The 14,790-nt window shown below is 71.9% G+C and carries 13 protein-coding genes; 9 read left to right on the forward strand and 4 right to left on the reverse strand.

Features of this window, described 5'->3' with window-relative positions; translation table 11 throughout:
* Positions 1 to 70 precede the first annotated feature (70 nt).
* Positions 71 to 928, reverse strand: a complete 858-nt coding sequence (locus tag ABZ822_RS29510; protein ID WP_360860920.1) for a hypothetical protein — start codon at positions 926 to 928, stop codon at positions 71 to 73.
* 109 nt (positions 929 to 1,037) lie between these two features.
* On the opposite strand from ABZ822_RS29510, the gene ABZ822_RS29515 reads away from it, so the two are divergent.
* Positions 1,038 to 1,208, forward strand: a complete 171-nt coding sequence (locus tag ABZ822_RS29515; RefSeq protein ID WP_360860885.1) for a hypothetical protein — start codon at positions 1,038 to 1,040, stop codon at positions 1,206 to 1,208.
* Between the two features lie 190 nt (positions 1,209 to 1,398).
* Positions 1,399 to 2,973: an FAD-binding oxidoreductase gene (locus tag ABZ822_RS29520; RefSeq protein ID WP_360860887.1), complete on the forward strand. Its 1,575-nt coding sequence runs from the start codon at positions 1,399 to 1,401 to the stop codon at positions 2,971 to 2,973.
* Positions 2,974 to 3,018: 45 nt separating this feature from the next.
* Here ABZ822_RS29520 and ABZ822_RS29525 read toward each other — a convergent pair whose 3' ends face one another.
* Together ABZ822_RS29525 and ABZ822_RS29530 are read right to left on the reverse strand one after the other, a co-directional pair.
* Entirely contained in the window at positions 3,019 to 3,738 is a 720-nt protein-coding gene (locus ABZ822_RS29525) for a phosphatase PAP2 family protein (RefSeq protein ID WP_360860889.1), read from the reverse strand.
* Between the two features lie 238 nt (positions 3,739 to 3,976).
* On the reverse strand, positions 3,977 to 4,978 hold the full coding sequence (locus ABZ822_RS29530) for a bifunctional lytic transglycosylase/C40 family peptidase (protein WP_360860891.1): 1,002 nt from the start codon (positions 4,976 to 4,978) through the stop codon (positions 3,977 to 3,979).
* Positions 4,979 to 5,364: 386 nt separating this feature from the next.
* Between ABZ822_RS29530 and ABZ822_RS29535 the strand changes: the two genes are divergently transcribed.
* The 6 genes from ABZ822_RS29535 to ABZ822_RS29560 all read left to right on the forward strand — a co-directional run bounded on the left by ABZ822_RS29535 (position 5,365) and on the right by ABZ822_RS29560 (position 12,844).
* Positions 5,365 to 5,673: a hypothetical protein gene (locus ABZ822_RS29535; protein WP_360860922.1), complete on the forward strand. Its 309-nt coding sequence runs from the start codon at positions 5,365 to 5,367 to the stop codon at positions 5,671 to 5,673.
* A gap of 300 nt (positions 5,674 to 5,973) precedes the next feature.
* Entirely contained in the window at positions 5,974 to 6,831 is an 858-nt protein-coding gene (locus ABZ822_RS29540) for a hypothetical protein (protein WP_360860893.1), read from the forward strand.
* The gene (locus ABZ822_RS29545; RefSeq protein ID WP_360860895.1) at positions 6,821 to 8,131 is read left to right on the forward strand and encodes a hypothetical protein; all 1,311 of its coding nucleotides are present in this window, start codon (positions 6,821 to 6,823) and stop codon (positions 8,129 to 8,131) included. The genes ABZ822_RS29540 and ABZ822_RS29545 overlap by 11 nt, the downstream gene beginning before the upstream one ends.
* A complete protein-coding gene (locus tag ABZ822_RS29550; protein ID WP_360860897.1) occupies positions 8,128 to 9,687 on the forward strand; it encodes an SCO6880 family protein in 1,560 nt (519 codons plus the stop codon). Before ABZ822_RS29545 ends, ABZ822_RS29550 begins: the two co-directional genes overlap by 4 nt.
* A gap of 33 nt (positions 9,688 to 9,720) precedes the next feature.
* Positions 9,721 to 11,151, forward strand: coding sequence for an ATP-binding protein (locus ABZ822_RS29555; RefSeq protein WP_360860899.1), 1,431 nt, complete (start codon positions 9,721 to 9,723; stop codon positions 11,149 to 11,151).
* Positions 11,152 to 11,155: 4 nt separating this feature from the next.
* On the forward strand, positions 11,156 to 12,844 hold the full coding sequence (locus tag ABZ822_RS29560) for a type VI secretion protein (protein WP_360860901.1): 1,689 nt from the start codon (positions 11,156 to 11,158) through the stop codon (positions 12,842 to 12,844).
* Positions 12,845 to 12,891: 47 nt separating this feature from the next.
* Here the strand turns inward: ABZ822_RS29560 and ABZ822_RS29565 are convergent, their stop codons facing one another.
* The gene (locus ABZ822_RS29565; protein WP_360860903.1) at positions 12,892 to 13,461 is read right to left on the reverse strand and encodes a GNAT family N-acetyltransferase; all 570 of its coding nucleotides are present in this window, start codon (positions 13,459 to 13,461) and stop codon (positions 12,892 to 12,894) included.
* 170 nt (positions 13,462 to 13,631) lie between these two features.
* On the opposite strand from ABZ822_RS29565, the gene ABZ822_RS29570 reads away from it, so the two are divergent.
* Positions 13,632 to 14,669 (forward strand): hydroxyacid dehydrogenase, encoded by a 1,038-nt coding sequence (locus tag ABZ822_RS29570; RefSeq protein WP_360860905.1) that lies wholly within the window; start codon positions 13,632 to 13,634, stop codon positions 14,667 to 14,669.
* Positions 14,670 to 14,790: the final 121 nt, after the last annotated feature.

Below are 14,790 nucleotides of genomic sequence, written 5' to 3' on the forward strand. Positions count from 1 at the left end.
TTTCCACCGACCCATCGGGTCGTTTCGCGGCCCGGCCGTCCCTCCCCGGCCGCGCCTGGAACGTGTCGGCCTAGCTCTGCGGAACGGCGATCCGGCCGGCGTAGATGTCCCGCTCCGGCGGCAGCTCGACCTTCACACCCGTCCCGAAGTCGTACAGCACCGTCGTCGACACCACCTCCGTGGCCTTCTGCCCGCCGCTGTTGGGGAACGTGAAGCGGTGACGCACCTTCCGCAGGCGCCCCTGCTCGTCGACATAGGCGTCGAACGGCACGGCGTCGTCGGAGAAGCCCTTCGCGGCCGCGGCCAGGGCACCGCGCGCGTGCGGGTTGGCTGCCTCGGCGGCCCGCCCGATGTCGGCCGTGCCGCGGTAGTGCCGGACGGTGACCCCGCCCTCGGCCTTCTCCTCGCCGACGTAGGTCACCTCCCGTGCCCCGCGCAGCAGTTCGGCCGCGGACAGCGGATCCGTGGCGCCGCCGGTGACGAGGTTCCCGTCGGCCAGGCCGGTCGTGTCGATCCGCACCCACTTGTCGGCGGGCACCCCCGCGCCGCGGTCCTTCATGTACAGCGCGCCGGGCGCGAGGAGTTCGGTGACCGGCTGGTGCTCCTCACCGCCCGCGGCGTCCTGCGGCAGCACGACGACGAGGCGGCCGATCCGCTCCTCGTAGTCGAACGCGCCCCGGCCGCGGATCGTCACGCGCGTGCCCCCGGTCGCCGTCTCCATCGACGTGCGCGCACGGGAACTTCCCGAGCGGGCCAGCACATCGGCGGCTCTCTGCACCACGGCAGCGGCCGTCGCCTCGTCGACGCTGCCCCGCTCATCGGCGGCCGCACCCATACCGGAACAACCGGTGGCCAGCAGTCCCGCCGTCAGACTGCTCACCGCCGCGGCAACGACACCGCGCCTGCGTCCGTGCCGCCGCACCACCATCGCCATCGCCCGCGAACCCCCAGACAGAACAGCCGGAGCGACCCGGCCCGAAGCTCGTTCCGCTTAACGACGGTGCGGGGGCGCCCGTCACGGCCGGTACGGTGGTCCGGTGCGTCCGACGTCCCCCGAAGAGCGATCCGTCCACGGCGAACCGCACCGCACCCGTACGGTCGAGAAGGGCTCGTTCTCCATGGCCCGGTGCAGTTGCGGCTGGGCGGGCCCGGCCCGCCGCGCCCGCGACAAGGCGCGCGCGGACGCGGCGGAGCACATCGCGCGCTGAGGCGACGGCTCGCACGCCGGACGCGAAGCGCCGAAAGGCCGTCGGTGGCCGCCCTCGCGGAGCCCGCCCGTCCCCTGTGATGACACGCCTTCCGTTCAAGCGGATGTGACGCAGATCGCCGCCCCGCGCGAGGGAACCTACGTCCATCGGGCATCGCCCGGCCCCGGGCCGGGCGTCGGATGGAGGTGGGATGGACAGGCGTACGTTCCTGCAGGCCGGAACGGGAATCGCGGCCACCGCGGCCTGGTCGGGCGCGGTCGGCGGCGGCTCCGGCCGGGCGGCGGCGCGTCCCGGCGGCCGCCCGTCGCAATCCCGGCGCCGTGCCCCGTCCGGAGCAGCGCCCCGTTCCGCCGACTGGTCCGTCCTCGCCCGCGGGCTCGGCGGCGGGCTCGTCCAGCCCGGGGACGCCGACTACACCTCCGCCCGCGTGCTCTACAACACCCGCTTCGACCATCTGCGCCCCGCCGCCGTCGCCTACGTCGCCGGGGCCACGGACATCACCGAGTGCCTGGCCTTCGCCCGGCGCCACTCCGTCCCCGTCTCGATCCGCAACGGCGGCCATTCCTATGCCGGTTGGTCCAGCGGCACCGGTCGCCTGGTCATCGACGTCTCCCGGCTCTCCCGTATCGCCGTCGACGGCGACACGGAGGCCGTCGTCGGCGCGGGCGCCAAACTCGTCGACGTCTACTCCGGCCTCGGCGCGCACGGCGTCACCGTCCCCGCCGGCACCTGCCCGACCGTCGGCATCTCCGGGCTGACCCTCGGCGGCGGCCACGGGGTCGTCTCGCGCGCGTACGGGCTGACCTGCGACAGCCTGCTCGGCGCCACGGTCGTGACGGCGGACGGGAAGACGGTGCGCTGCACCGCGTCCGACCACAGCGACCTCTTCTGGGCCCTGCGCGGCGCGGGCAACGGCAACTTCGGCGTCGTCACCGAACTCCGCTTCCGCACCCACGCGGCACCCGACGCCATCGCCGTCCGCGCGACCTGGCCCTGGTCCAAGGCCGCCGAACTCGTGCGCGCGTGGCAGGAGTGGGGCCCGGACCAGCCCGACGAGCTGTGGTCGGCCGTCCATCTCTCCGCGGCGGCGGGCGGGGCCGCCCGCGTCTGGTTCTCCGCCTTCTCGCTCGGCACGTACGCGGACGCGCAGAACGCCGTCGACCGGCTGACCGGACTCGTCGGCAGCGCCGCCTCGTCCGTCTCGCTGCGCAGCAGTTCGTACCTGGACGCGATGATCGGCTACGCGGGCTGCTCCCGGTACAGCACCGAGCAGTGCCGTCTCCCCGGCGGGACTCCGGGGCACAGCCCCACCGGATCGCTGGTGCGCGAGACGTACACCTCCCGCTCGGACTTCTACGACCGCGCACTCCCGGCCGACGGGATCCGGGTCCTCGTCGACCAGGTCGAGGCGTTCCGGAAGCTGGGCGGCGCGGGCTCCGGCACGGTCCAGCTCACCGCGCTCGGTGGCGCGATCAACCGGGTCGGGCCGACGGCGACCGCGTTCGTGCACCGCCGCTCGCGTGTGCTGGCGCAGTATCTGGCGGCCTGGGCGGCCGGGCAGAACGGGGCGACGTCGACGACCTGGCTGGGCGGCCTCCACCGGGCGATGCGCCGTCACGCCTCGGGCGCCGCGTACCAGAACTACGCGGACCCGTCCCTGAAGAACTGGCGGCGCGCGTACTACGGGCCGGCCGCGGAACGTCTCGCGCGGCTCAAGCGGAAGTACGACCCGCAGCGCGTCTTCGACTTCCCGCAGGCGCTGTGACGAGGCGCCACGACGGCGGCCCGCAAGCCGGCGGAAGAAGGCGTGTCAGGCCGCGAGGTCGTTCGCGCGGTCCCCGGATCGCGCCGGTGCGCCCTCGGAGCCTTCCTCGCCTCGCGGGTGTTCCGGGGCTCCGGCGGCCGGTGCGGGCCGGGCGCCGCCGGTGAGCCACCGCCCGCGACGCGAGTCCCCGGCGGCCCGCGCCAGCGGCGTCAGCAGCGCCATCGCCAGGGGTGCCAGGAGGAGCGTGACGGCCGTACCGAGGGCGAACCCGCCGACGACGTCGGTCGGGTAGTGCAGGCCCATGTAGACGCGGCAGAAGCCCTCCAGGAAGGCCAGGCCGATACCGATGAGCCCGAACGTCCGGTGCGCGATGAAGATGCCGACCGCAAGCGCCATGACGAGCGTGGCGTGGTCGCTGACGAACGAGTAGTCGGTCTTGCCGGGGAGGAGGACCTCGAGCCCCCGGTGGTCGAGGAACGGTCTGGGGCGCTCGACGAAGTCCCGTATCGGCAGGTTGACCAGCAGGGCGAGGCCCGCGGCGAGCGGGGCCCAGAGCAGTCCGGCGACCGCGGTCGGCGCGTCCTCACGCCGTCTGACGACCCACCAGCACGCGACGAGCAGCACCACCATGGCGTACGCGATGCCGTGCTCGCCGATCCACGCCATGGCGCGGTCGAACCACCCCGGGGCGTCCCCGGCGAGCCCGTTGATCTCGTAGAGCAGGGAGACGTCGGGGTTCGTCCCGGTCGATCCGACTGCAGCCATGGCGCGGCCCCTTGTCTCCGTGCTCGTGCGTGAGTGCTGAAGGCCCCCGTGCCCCTTGAGGTACTGCGTCCCCGTCCAGGGAACGACAGCGCCTCGGGCGGCGTTCCGTTCTCCATCGAACGATCACCACGACGTTATCCAAGAGTGATGCGTCGCCGCAGTTCAGAGGCGTCCGTTCGCGCAGAGTCCCAGCATCGTCACCGACTCCGCGCCGACCGGGCAAGCCACCACCAGAGCTTCACCCGGCGTCGGCCGCGGGCAGTGCCTTCGCACCGTCCTCGGTGACCCGGGTCGCCCCGAAGTAGTCCGGCGTATCGATCTTGTCGAACCGGATCACGGCACCCGTGTACGGAGCGTTGATCATGTAGCCGCCGCCGACGTAGAGGCCGACGTGCCGGATCGCCCGTGAGTCCGTCAGGTCGTCCGAGAAGAAGACGAGGTCACCCGGCATCAGCTCGTCACGGTCCGGGTGGGACCCGGCGTTGTACTGGTCGTTGGCGACGCGCGGCAGCTCGATGCCCACCGACGCGTACGCCGCCTTCGTCAGGCCCGAGCAGTCGAAGCGGCCGCCGTCGGCCGCGGTACCGTCGCCGCCCCACAGATACGGCGTGCCCAGCTTCTTCTGGGCGTAGTAGATGGCACCGGCGGCCTGACGCGAGGCCGGGACCTTGCCGACCGGCGCCTCGAAGCTCTTGGCGAGAGTCGTGATGATCTTGACGTAGTTCCGGGTCTCGCGGATGGCCGGGACCCCGCCCGCGCGGATCACGCGGTACGCGCCCGCGTTGTAGGCCGCCAGCATGTTGGCCGTCCGGTCCCCCGGCACGTCCTTCACGTACTTCGCGAGCTCGCAGTCGTACGACGCCGCCGACGGAATGGCGTCCGCCGGATCCCAGACGTCGCGGTCGCCGTCACCGTCGCCGTCGACACCGTGCGTGGCCCAGGTCCCGGGGATGAACTGGGCGATCCCCTGGGCCGCCGCGTGGCTCTGCGCCCGCGGATTCCAGCCACTTTCCTGATAGAGCTGCGCGGCGAGCAGCGCCGGGCTGATGGCGGGGCAGAGAGTGCCCCACTTCTGCACGAGCGGCTGGTACGCGGCCGGGACCGCCCCCTTGGCCAGCCCCACGGACCGGCCCCCTCCGCCGAGGCTCGCGGCGGCGGTGTAGGTGCCCACGACGAGCAGCGCGACGAACGACAGACACAGCCCGATGCCGATGCCGGAGGCCACCCAGAATTTCCGCACCCCTCAACCCTCCCCCATCCGGCCCGCGTTGGTCGCGCACTGCCCCGGTGTTTGTCCGAATCGGAACGGCCGCGACGGCCGAGACCGCCCCGTCGTGCCCGCAACCCACCGCTCCGGATCGGGGACCATGATGGCTTGGCCATGTTCCCGACCCCGGGCGTCATTGCTGAATGTCACGCTCCGTGATACACAGAGTGACAATACGGCCGCATCCCCCCACCGGAAACCCCGCCCGGGGCGCCTGCGACCGCACACACGCACGGGATCCGCCAAAATTTGACGCCAAGTCGACATGCGAGGGCGGCATCGTCGGCGATGATAGAGCCTGACCCGTGCCGTCCGGCAGGGGTACGGACAACTACCCAATAGGGGCGGTGAGTTTGAACATGTTCCTGGCAGCCGAAAAGGGCGACATCAACACCATCATCGGCGGCATCGCCCCGGACTGGGGGCCGTTCGGGAGCCTGGGCAACGAAGCACGGGTCATGGTCGAGGTCGTCATGGCGATCGCGATCCTGCTCTGCCTGGCGATCGCGATCTGGGGCGCGGCCAAGCAGCGCATCGGAGCCACGGCACTGCGCGACACCTTCAGCGCGGAACAGGGCAAGGGACTCATCGTCGCGGGCCTGACCGGCGTCTTCATCATCGGCTCGCTCGGCACCCTGTTCACCATCGTCTACGGGATGGCCGTCTAGCTCCGCACCGCCCCTGCGCCACCGTCTTCCTGACGGGGGATCGGGGGCGGAGGACAGCCGCCCGTACGAGCCACGCGGCCCGTACGGGCGTGCCCGCCCCGCACCACCCGGCACCACCACCCCACGCACCATGCGTACCGCCCGCCACCACCCGTCCGTCGCGCCCATCGGCTGAGGTTGCGTCCCTTTGATGTCGAGTCACCTGACGAGTCACCACACCCCGCCCACGCGAGCATCCGTACGGCTACCGTCGTATGACGACGCGTCGTACACCAGCCACTGCGAGGGGGCGTCCGCGGCATGAGTCCCGGCGGCGACGACTACGGACACGACTACCCGGGCGAGGTCCGGGACGCGGGCGGGGGGACACGAACCCACCTGCCCGAAGGGGCGGCCGACGGTCCGTACGGCGCGGTGAGACGAGCGCGCGGGGCGGGCCGCCCGTCGAGAAGCATGATCACGATCGTGGGCGTGGTCGTCCTGCTGATCGCCGCCATCGCCTTCGCCAACCGCGGAGGCGGCGACGGGGGCGACTCCGGCTCGGGCTCCGGCGGCGACGGCGCCAAGGCGCAGCCGACGGCACCGACGGGTGAGAAGCCGGTCGCGGGCTCGGACGCGGGCATCGCGTCGGGCTTCCCGAAGACGGAACAGGGCGCCCAGAGCGCGGCGGCGAACTACGCGGTGGCGCTCGTCTCCGCCGACATCCTCAAACCCGACCGCCGGCCGGACATCGTGCAACGCCTGTTCGTGAGCGATCGGGTGGACGAGCTGGGAGCCAAGCTCGACCGGGCCTACTCCCGGGACTTCCTCGACAAGCTGGGGCTGGACGACAACGGCAATGCCGAACAGGGGATGACTTACATCTCCCGGACCACACCCGTCGGCACCAAGGTGACCGAGCACAGCGACGCGTCGGCGACCGTCGAAGTCTGGTGCACCGGTGTGTTCGGCACGGCGGGCGTGAGTTCCACCAACCCGGTCGCCAACGACTGGTTCACCATGACGCTCGAACTCCGCTGGGACGGCGGGGACTGGAAGGTCGACGGGTTCTCGCAGAAGGACGGCCCGGCTCCGGTGAACAGCGACCGCAGGGCCTCCGACGCCGATGAGATCTCCAAGGCAGTCGAGGAGTACGGAGGCTTCACCTATGCCCGCTAGCCCTCGTAGCCGCGCGCTGACGCTGACCGGCGCCCTGGCCGCGCTGCAGACAAGCGGCGTTCTCCTGGCGACTCGGGCGGCCGCGGAGCCGACGCCCAAGCCCTCCGACAACAGCGACTGCGACCTCATCGTCGGTCCCGCCAAGGACTACTGCGAGCGCGGCGACGGGGCCGGCGGTCGCAACCCCGGGAGCGTCGCCGACAACAACCCCCTCGACCCCCTCTCCTCCCTCGCCCGCGGCTGCGCCGACGCCGCCGCATGGATCGTCGGGAAGCTGTCGAAGGCCGTCGAGTCCACCGCGAACATCGACTTCACCAACACCGCCTTCCTCCGCCAGTACGCCGTCGTCTTCGCCGCCTCCACCATCCTCACCCTGCTCCTGTGGCTGCTCGCCGTCGCCAAACGCGCCATCCGCGGGGTGCCTTTCACCGAGGCCGTCACGGAGGCGGTCGGCTTTCTCTGGCTGACCGTCCTCGCCTCCGCCTTCACGCCGCTGATCCTCTACACGGTCGTCTCCGCGACCGACAGCATCACGGAAGTGATCGCCGCGGGCACGGGCTCCGAGACCGACGCGTTCTTCGGCTCGTTCTCCGAGGCGCTGAAGAAGGGCGAGGACATCGGCGGCGGCCCGATCATGCTGATCGTCGTCAGCCTCGTCTCCATCCTCGCCGCCGGCGTGCTCTGGCTGGAGCTGGTGATCCGGGCCGCGCTGCTCTACGTCGGTGCGCTGCTCGGCACCGTCGTCTACGCGGGTCTGGTCGACAAGAACATGTGGGGCCACGTACGCCGCTGGGCCGGGATCATGATCGCCGTCATCCTGGTGAAGCCGGTCATCATCATCGTGCTCGGCATCGCCGGGGCCCTCTCCTCCTCCGAGGACGGGCCCGACTCCTTCTCGGCCGTCGTCTCCGGCCTCGCCATCATCCTGCTCGCCATCTTCGCCAGCGCCATGATCTACCGCTTCGTCCCCGGCTTCGGAGACGAGATCGCGAGCGCGCGCAGCAACCGCAAGGCCGCCACGGACGGTTCCGCGGCCGCCGCTGTCATCTCCTCGCCCGCCGCCCTCGTCAAGCAGGGCATCAAGACCCACAGCGCCCGCGGTTCCGGCGGCGGGGACGACGGCTCGTCCCGCTCCGCGCCGCAGCCGGCCAACCCGGTCTCCGGCGGCGTCGCCGCCCACAGCAGCCGTGGCCCCGCCGCCGCACCCCGCACCGGCGGTGGCCACGCGAGCGCCACGCCCGCACCTCGTACGAACACCGGCACCCGCACCGACAACCGCACCGGAGGTGAAGGGCGTTGAGCACGCAGTCCCACCCGATGTCCCACCCGATCGCGCCCCGCCGCACCTATCTGATCGGGCGGGCCCGTCCCAACGCGATCATCGGTAAGAACCGGGAGACCGGGGAGATCGCGCTGATCATCGTGGGCGCGTTCATCGGCATGATGTGCGGGCTGCTCATCCCTCTCCTGCCCCTGCGGATCGCCACGCTCGCCGGTTTCCCCATGCTGGCGCTGGCCATGGTCTACGTGCCGTACAAGGGGCGTACGTTCTTCAAGTGGTTCGAGATCAACCGCAGCTTCAAGCGGACCGTGCGCTCCGGCGCCGCCTACCGCTCCGCCGCACCCGAGGCGGGCACGCGCATCGACGGCCGTGAGGTCGCGATCGGCGCGCCGCCCGGCATCGGCCGGATCTCCTGGCTGTCCGCGCCGTTCGGCCCGGACGAGATCGCCGTGCTGCTGCACGCCGACCGCCGTACCGTCACCGCCGCGATCGAGATCGAGGGCCCCGGCGTGGGGCTGCGGGACAGTGAGGACCAGGAGGCGCTGGTCGACCGGTTCGGCACGCTGCTCAAGCATGTGGCCAACGGCGACGGCTTCGTGAAGCGCCTGCAGATGCTGGCCCGTACGCTCCCCGCCGACCCCGACGCGCACGCCAAGGACGTCGAGCGGCGCGGCGACAGCCGGGCACCGGGCTGGCTCCAGGACTCGTACGACCAGCTGCAGTCCATGGTGTCCACCTCCTCCGAGCAGCACCGCGCCTATCTCGTCGCCTGCATGCCCTTCACGCGTGAACTGGCCGCCGAGGCCCACGCCATGGCGCGGGCGACCCGTCACCGCGGCGGCAAGGTCGACAAGGACGCGGGCCTCGCCGTCGTCATGGCCCGCGAACTGACCGACATCTGCGCCCGGTTGACCGAGGCCGACATCCGGGTCCGCCAGCCGCTCGGCCAGGGGCGCCTGTCCTCCCTGGTCCACTCGATGTACGACCCGGACCACCCCATCGACCACATCCAGGCGATGACGCAGCGCAACGCCTGGCCCGCCGAGCTCGACGCCATGGAGCCGACCTACCTCCAGGCCAAGACCCGCGAGTCCAGCTCCCGCGCGCCCTGGTGCCACGCCACGGCCTGGGTGAAGGAGTGGCCGCTGACCCCGGTCGGCGTCAACTTCCTCGCCCCGCTGCTCGTCCACACCCCCGATGTGATCCGTACGGTCGCGGTCTGCATGGACCTCGAGCCCACCGAGGTCGCCATCGAGCGCATGCTCACGGAGAAGACCAACGACGAGGCGGAGGCCAGCCGCGCCGCCAAGATGAACCGCACCGTCGACCCGCGCGACATCGCCCACCACGGGCGGCTGGACCAGCGCGGCGAGGACCTGGCGAGCGGCGCGGCCGGCGTGAACATCGTCGGCTACATCACGGTGTCCTCGCGGACGCCCGACGCCCTGGCCCGCGACAAGCGGACCATCCGCGCCTCGGCCGGCAAGTCGTATCTGAAGCTGGAGTGGTGCGACCGCGAGCACCACCGGGCCTTCGTGAACACGCTCCCCTTCGCCACCGGCATCCGACGGTAGTCCGACGGTTCCTCGACGGGTAGGAGTCCCGCAGTGCCTGATCCGCTGACCGCCGTCACCGAGGCGTTCACCAGCTTCCTCTTCGGGAAGGTGGAGACCACCCGGCTCCCGGTCCGTACGTCCACGGGCCAGGCGCAAGCCGTCTATCTGCCCACCGCCGCACCCGGCCTCGGCGACTCCGGCGTCATCATCGGACGCGAGGTCTACAGCGGCAAGGGCTACATCTACGACCCCTTCCAGCTCTACGGCCAGCAGCTCCCTGCCCCGCACTGGCTCGTCCTCGGCGAGTCCGGCAACGGCAAGTCGGCCCTCGAGAAGACCTACGTCCTGCGCCAACTGCGCTTCCGCGACCGGCAGGTCGTGGTCCTCGACGCGCAGGGCGAGGACGGTGTCGGAGAGTGGAACCTCATCGCCGAGGAACTCGGCATCACGCCGATCCGGCTCGACCCGGTGGCGGCCGCGGACGGCGGGATCCGGCTCAACCCGCTGGACCCCTCCATCACCACCACCGGCCAGCTGGCGCTGCTCCGCACGATCATCGAGGTGGCCCTCGGCCACGGCCTGGACGAGCGCTCCGGCTTCGCCCTCAAGGTCGCGCACGCCTACGTCAACGAGGCCATCACCGACCGCCAGCCCGTCCTCACCGACATCGTCGAGCAACTGCGCCACCCGAAGCCGGAGTCGGCCGAGGCGATGAACGTCGCCCTGGACGACGTACGCGCCTGGGGCCTGGACGTCGCGCTCGTGCTGGACCGCCTGGTCGACGGTGACCTGCGCGGCATGTTCGACGGGCCGACGACCGTCGGCATCGACCTGGACGCCCCGCTCATCGTCTTCGACCTCTCCCACATCGACCGCAACTCGATCGCGATGCCGATCCTGATGGCGATCGTCGGTGTGTGGCTGGAGCACACCTGGATCCGTCCGGACCGCAAGAAGCGGATCTTCCTCGTCGAAGAGGCGTGGCACATCATCAACTCGCCGTTCGTCGCCCAGCTCTTCCAGCGCCTGCTGAAGTTCGGGCGCCGGCTCGGCCTGTCGTTCGTCGCGGTCGTCCACCACCTCTCCGACGTCGTGGACGGCGCGGCCGCGAAGGAGGCCGCGGCGATCCTCAAGATGGCGTCCACCCGCACGATCTACGCGCAGAAGGCCGACGAGGCGAGAGCGACGGGCCGTGTGCTGGGCCTGCCGCGCTGGGCCGTGGAGATCATCCCCACGCTCACCCCCGGCATCGCCGTCTGGGACGTCAACGGCAACGTCCAGGTCGTGAAGCACCTCATCACCGAGGCCGAACGCCCGCTCGTCTACACCGACCGCGCCATGACCGAGGCAGGTGCGCACGACGCGTTGACGAACGAGGAAGCCCGGGCCGTCGACCGGGCCGCGGACGCCGAGGCCGAGGAGCGCGCGGCGCGGGCGAACGACAAACGGCGGCGCTACGCGGACGAGTCCACGGTGGCCTGAGGCGATGACGGCATCCGGAGGGCAGGGGCGCGGCGGCCCGGGCGGGCCCGGGTCCGAACGCGGCATCCCGGACGGCCTCCTCGTCGGCGTCCTCGCCTTCCTGCTCGGCCTGACCGTCCTCGTGTGGACGGCCACGGGGATCTCCGGCCTGTTCGCCCACGGCTCCTGGCCGGACGGCGTGCACTTCACGCGGACGCCGGCGGCCATGCGCCATCTGACCGCCGAACCGCACAACATCGCCGCCGCCTGGCCGGAGACCCCGGCCGACCAGTTCTCGGGGTACGGGCTCTTCTGGGGCATCTTCCTCGGCGAACTGATGGTGCTGACCGTCCTGGCCGTCTTCGTCATAGGGACGGTGGCGCGGTGGCGAGCGGTCCGCCGCGGCGGCGCCATGGGCAGGAAGGTCACGGCGACGGCGACCGCGGTACGGCAGGACGACGTGGCGTACGAAACGCAGCGTACGGCCGAGGCTGTCCCCGCTGCCCGAACGGAGCCCGCCCCCACCGCTACTGTCCCTGCCACCCGACCGGAGCCCGCCCCCACCGCCACGGCGGCCGAACCGGTCCGCTCCGCGGCTCCCGCGGTACCGCCCGCCCCCGAGACCTCTGCCCCCGCGGGGGCCGGCCCCCCGGAGCGCGCCACGGACCCCGCCGCAGCCCGCGGTACGGTCGAGCCCGCCCTCGACCTGACCAAGATCCCCGCGACAGCGCCGGGGACGGCCGATGGCGCCGCCGCAGCGCCGCGCGACCAACAGGCACTGACCGGGCTCCACTTCACCGGCCCGCGCCCCGAGTCCCGCCGCGAACTCGCCCTGCGCGCCATCCGGTCCGCCGACGGCCCGGTCCTCGTCACGACCTCCGACCCCGCCGTCTGGGCCCGGACCAAGGACGCCCGCGCCAAGCTCGGCCCCGTCCACCTCTACGACCCGAGCCATCTCCTCGACACCCCGGCCCGCCTGCGCTGGTCGCCGTCGGCCGGCTGCGAGTCCCGCGACACCGCCGCGGCACGCGCCGCCGCGCTGCTCGCCCCCGTACGACCGCTGAACAGCCTCGACTCGGCCATGGCGGACGCGGCGGAGACACTGCTGCGCTGCTGGCTGCACGCCGCGGCGGTCGACGGCCGGGCGTTCCGCCAGGTGCACCGTTGGGCGTCCGGCAGCGCGGCGCAGGACGCCGTACGCATCCTCCGTACGCACCCCCAGGCCGCCTCGGGCGCGGCCGGCGAGCTGGAGTCCACCCTCACGGCCTATCCCGAACGCCGCGAAGCCGCACAGCAGTTGACGGCCCGCGCCCTCTCCGCGCTCTCCTCGATCCACATCCGCGACGCGTGCAATCCGACCCGAGCCGACTCCCTGGCCGTGGATTCTTTCGTCGCCGAAGGGGGAACGCTCTACGTGGTAGGGGAAGCGATCGAGGATCCGCGGACCCACCCGGGTGCGATGCCTTTGCTGACGGCACTCGTCTCGAGCGTGGTCGAGCACGGCCGCCGCATGGCCGTACGGTCATCCGCCGGTCGGCTCGACCCACCACTCACGCTGGTACTCGACGACGTCGCCGCCGTCGCCCCGCTCCCCCAACTCCCGGACTTGCTGGCCGAGGGCGAGGCCCAGGGCATGACTCCGCTCGCGCTGCTGCGCTCCGAGGAGCAGGCACGGGCACGCTGGCCGCGACGCACGCTCGTCGCCGAGGGGTAAGGCTCAGCAGGACTACGGCTCGGGGCTCAGGGATACGGCTGGGCCGCTCAGGGCCGCTGCAGCGCCATCTCGTACTCGCTCTCCTCCGGCACGGGCGGGAACGCCATGGTCTCGCCGGTCCTGGCGAAGCCGAGCCGCCGGTAGAAGGCCTCGGCGCGCGGGTTGTCGGCGTGCACCCAGAGCCGGATCCGTTCAGCCTTGGAGTTCTCCCACGTCCAGGCGATGGCCGTACGGAGCAGCTGCTCGGCGGCGCCCGTACCGCGATGCTCCGGGCGCACGTACACACTCACCACATGCATCTGCTGCGGCCTGCCTGTCTCGTCCTCGGCGAACCCGCCGGTCTCGGCGGGCAGCGGCGCCGCACTGCCCGTCTCGTCGAGCAGGGCGAGCATCGCGACCCACGTGCCGCTCTCGTCCGCCGCGATCACATTGGTCGCTGCCCCGCCCTCGGCGATGGGTGTGGCCCGGCCCCGCCAGAAAGCGTCGGACTGCGCACTGCTCGACTCGTAGGTGTCGACGAACGCGACGCGCGCCGCCGGATCGGCCAGAGCGGCGAGCCGCAGCGCCCGCAGCTCCGCCCAGTCGTCGGCGCGGACCGTCCGTATCTCGTACCCCATGCCTTGATGCTCGCACCCCGGACGCCCGGACGCGCACCGACCCCGAGGGTGTCGGCGGCCCCGGATGCGGTGTTGACCGCGGAAAGCGCGGGATCCTAGGGTCCTGCCGGTTCGGCGCATCGCAGTCCGCGCGGTGCCCGTGTCGCCCGGGACGGCCCGGAAGGGGAGGAATGGACGTGAGCGGCCGCACGAACGCGGTGATCTGCATGGCCCCGGACTGCGCGGCCGCGGTGCTCCCCCCGGACCTCAGGGAGCGACTGGCCCAGGCCGTGGACCCGGCCCCTGACCTCTCTCCCGCCCTGCTGACCGCGCTCACCTCGCAGCATGCGGGCCACGAAGCCCGCGGCGCTGCGTCTGTCCTGGCGCAGGCGGAGCTCCTCATCACCGGCTGGGGCTGCCCACCACTGACCGAGCAGGTCCTGGCAGCGGCCCCGGGGCTGCGCGCCGTGATCCACGCCGCGGGGTCGGTGAAGGGGCACCTTCCGCCGGCCGTCTGGGAACGCGGCATCACGGTCTCCTCCGCCGCCGAGGCCAACGCCGGACCCGTCGCCGACTTCACCTGCGCCACGATCGCCCTGGCCGCCAAACAGGCCGTCCCTGCCGCGGCGCGATACGCCGCCGGATGGCCGGACTTCACCGCACGCGAGGGCGCCGACAGCCGCACGGTCGGCATCATCGGCGCCTCCCGGATCGGCCGCCGCGTCATCGCGACCCTCACCGCCTCCGAGGCGGGATACACCGTCCTGCTGTCGGACCCGTACGTCACCGCGGAACAGGCCGCGACTCTCGGCGCGGAGCTGCTGCCCCTGGACGAACTGTGCCGCCGGAGCAGCATCGTCAGCGTCCACGCCCCGGAACTCCCGGAGACCCGGAACCTGTTGGACGCGAGACGTCTTGCGCTCCTCCCTGATGGCGCCACGGTCATCAACACCGCACGCGGCACTCTCATCGATACGGACGCGCTGACCCGCGCATGCGCCACGGGACGGCTCAACGCCTTCCTGGACGTGACCCACCCCGAACCCCTCCCGCCCGACCACCCGTTGCTCGGCCTCCGCAACGTCCTGGTCACTCCGCACATCGCCGGCGCCCAGGGCAGTGAGGTACGGCGACTGGGTGCCTACGCGATCGCGGAGACCGAACGCTTCGTGCGCGGAGAACCGCTCCACGGTCTGGTCACAGCAACGGACTTGTCGCGTATCGCCTAGACAAGGGTCCTTGCAAAAGGTCCTGAACGCAGAAATGCCTCAACCCCCGGACATGGTCCGGGGGTTGAGGCCAAAGATTGTTCGGCGGCGTCCTACTCTCCCACAGGGTCCCCCCTGCAGT

Origin of the sequence: Streptomyces sp. NPDC047108 (assembly GCF_040643575.1) — a bacterium.
In the GTDB taxonomy this organism is placed as follows: domain Bacteria; phylum Actinomycetota; class Actinomycetes; order Streptomycetales; family Streptomycetaceae; genus Streptomyces.

What these genes read in the sequence shown, in the direction of transcription:
- ABZ822_RS29510 (WP_360860920.1), bottom strand. Translation starts at nt 928, where the DNA reads ATGGTGGTGCGGCGGCACGGACGCAGGCGCGGTGTCGTTGCCGCGGCG.
- ABZ822_RS29520 (WP_360860887.1), top strand. Translation starts at nt 1,399, where the DNA reads ATGGACAGGCGTACGTTCCTGCAGGCCGGAACGGGAATCGCGGCCACC.
- ABZ822_RS29525 (WP_360860889.1), bottom strand. Translation starts at nt 3,738, where the DNA reads ATGGCTGCAGTCGGATCGACCGGGACGAACCCCGACGTCTCCCTGCTC.
- ABZ822_RS29535 (WP_360860922.1), top strand. Translation starts at nt 5,365, where the DNA reads ATGTTCCTGGCAGCCGAAAAGGGCGACATCAACACCATCATCGGCGGC.
- ABZ822_RS29540 (WP_360860893.1), top strand. Translation starts at nt 5,974, where the DNA reads ATGAGTCCCGGCGGCGACGACTACGGACACGACTACCCGGGCGAGGTC.
- ABZ822_RS29545 (WP_360860895.1), top strand. Translation starts at nt 6,821, where the DNA reads ATGCCCGCTAGCCCTCGTAGCCGCGCGCTGACGCTGACCGGCGCCCTG.
- ABZ822_RS29560 (WP_360860901.1), top strand. Translation starts at nt 11,156, where the DNA reads ATGACGGCATCCGGAGGGCAGGGGCGCGGCGGCCCGGGCGGGCCCGGG.
- ABZ822_RS29565 (WP_360860903.1), bottom strand. Translation starts at nt 13,461, where the DNA reads ATGGGGTACGAGATACGGACGGTCCGCGCCGACGACTGGGCGGAGCTG.
- ABZ822_RS29570 (WP_360860905.1), top strand. Translation starts at nt 13,632, where the DNA reads ATGGACGTGAGCGGCCGCACGAACGCGGTGATCTGCATGGCCCCGGAC.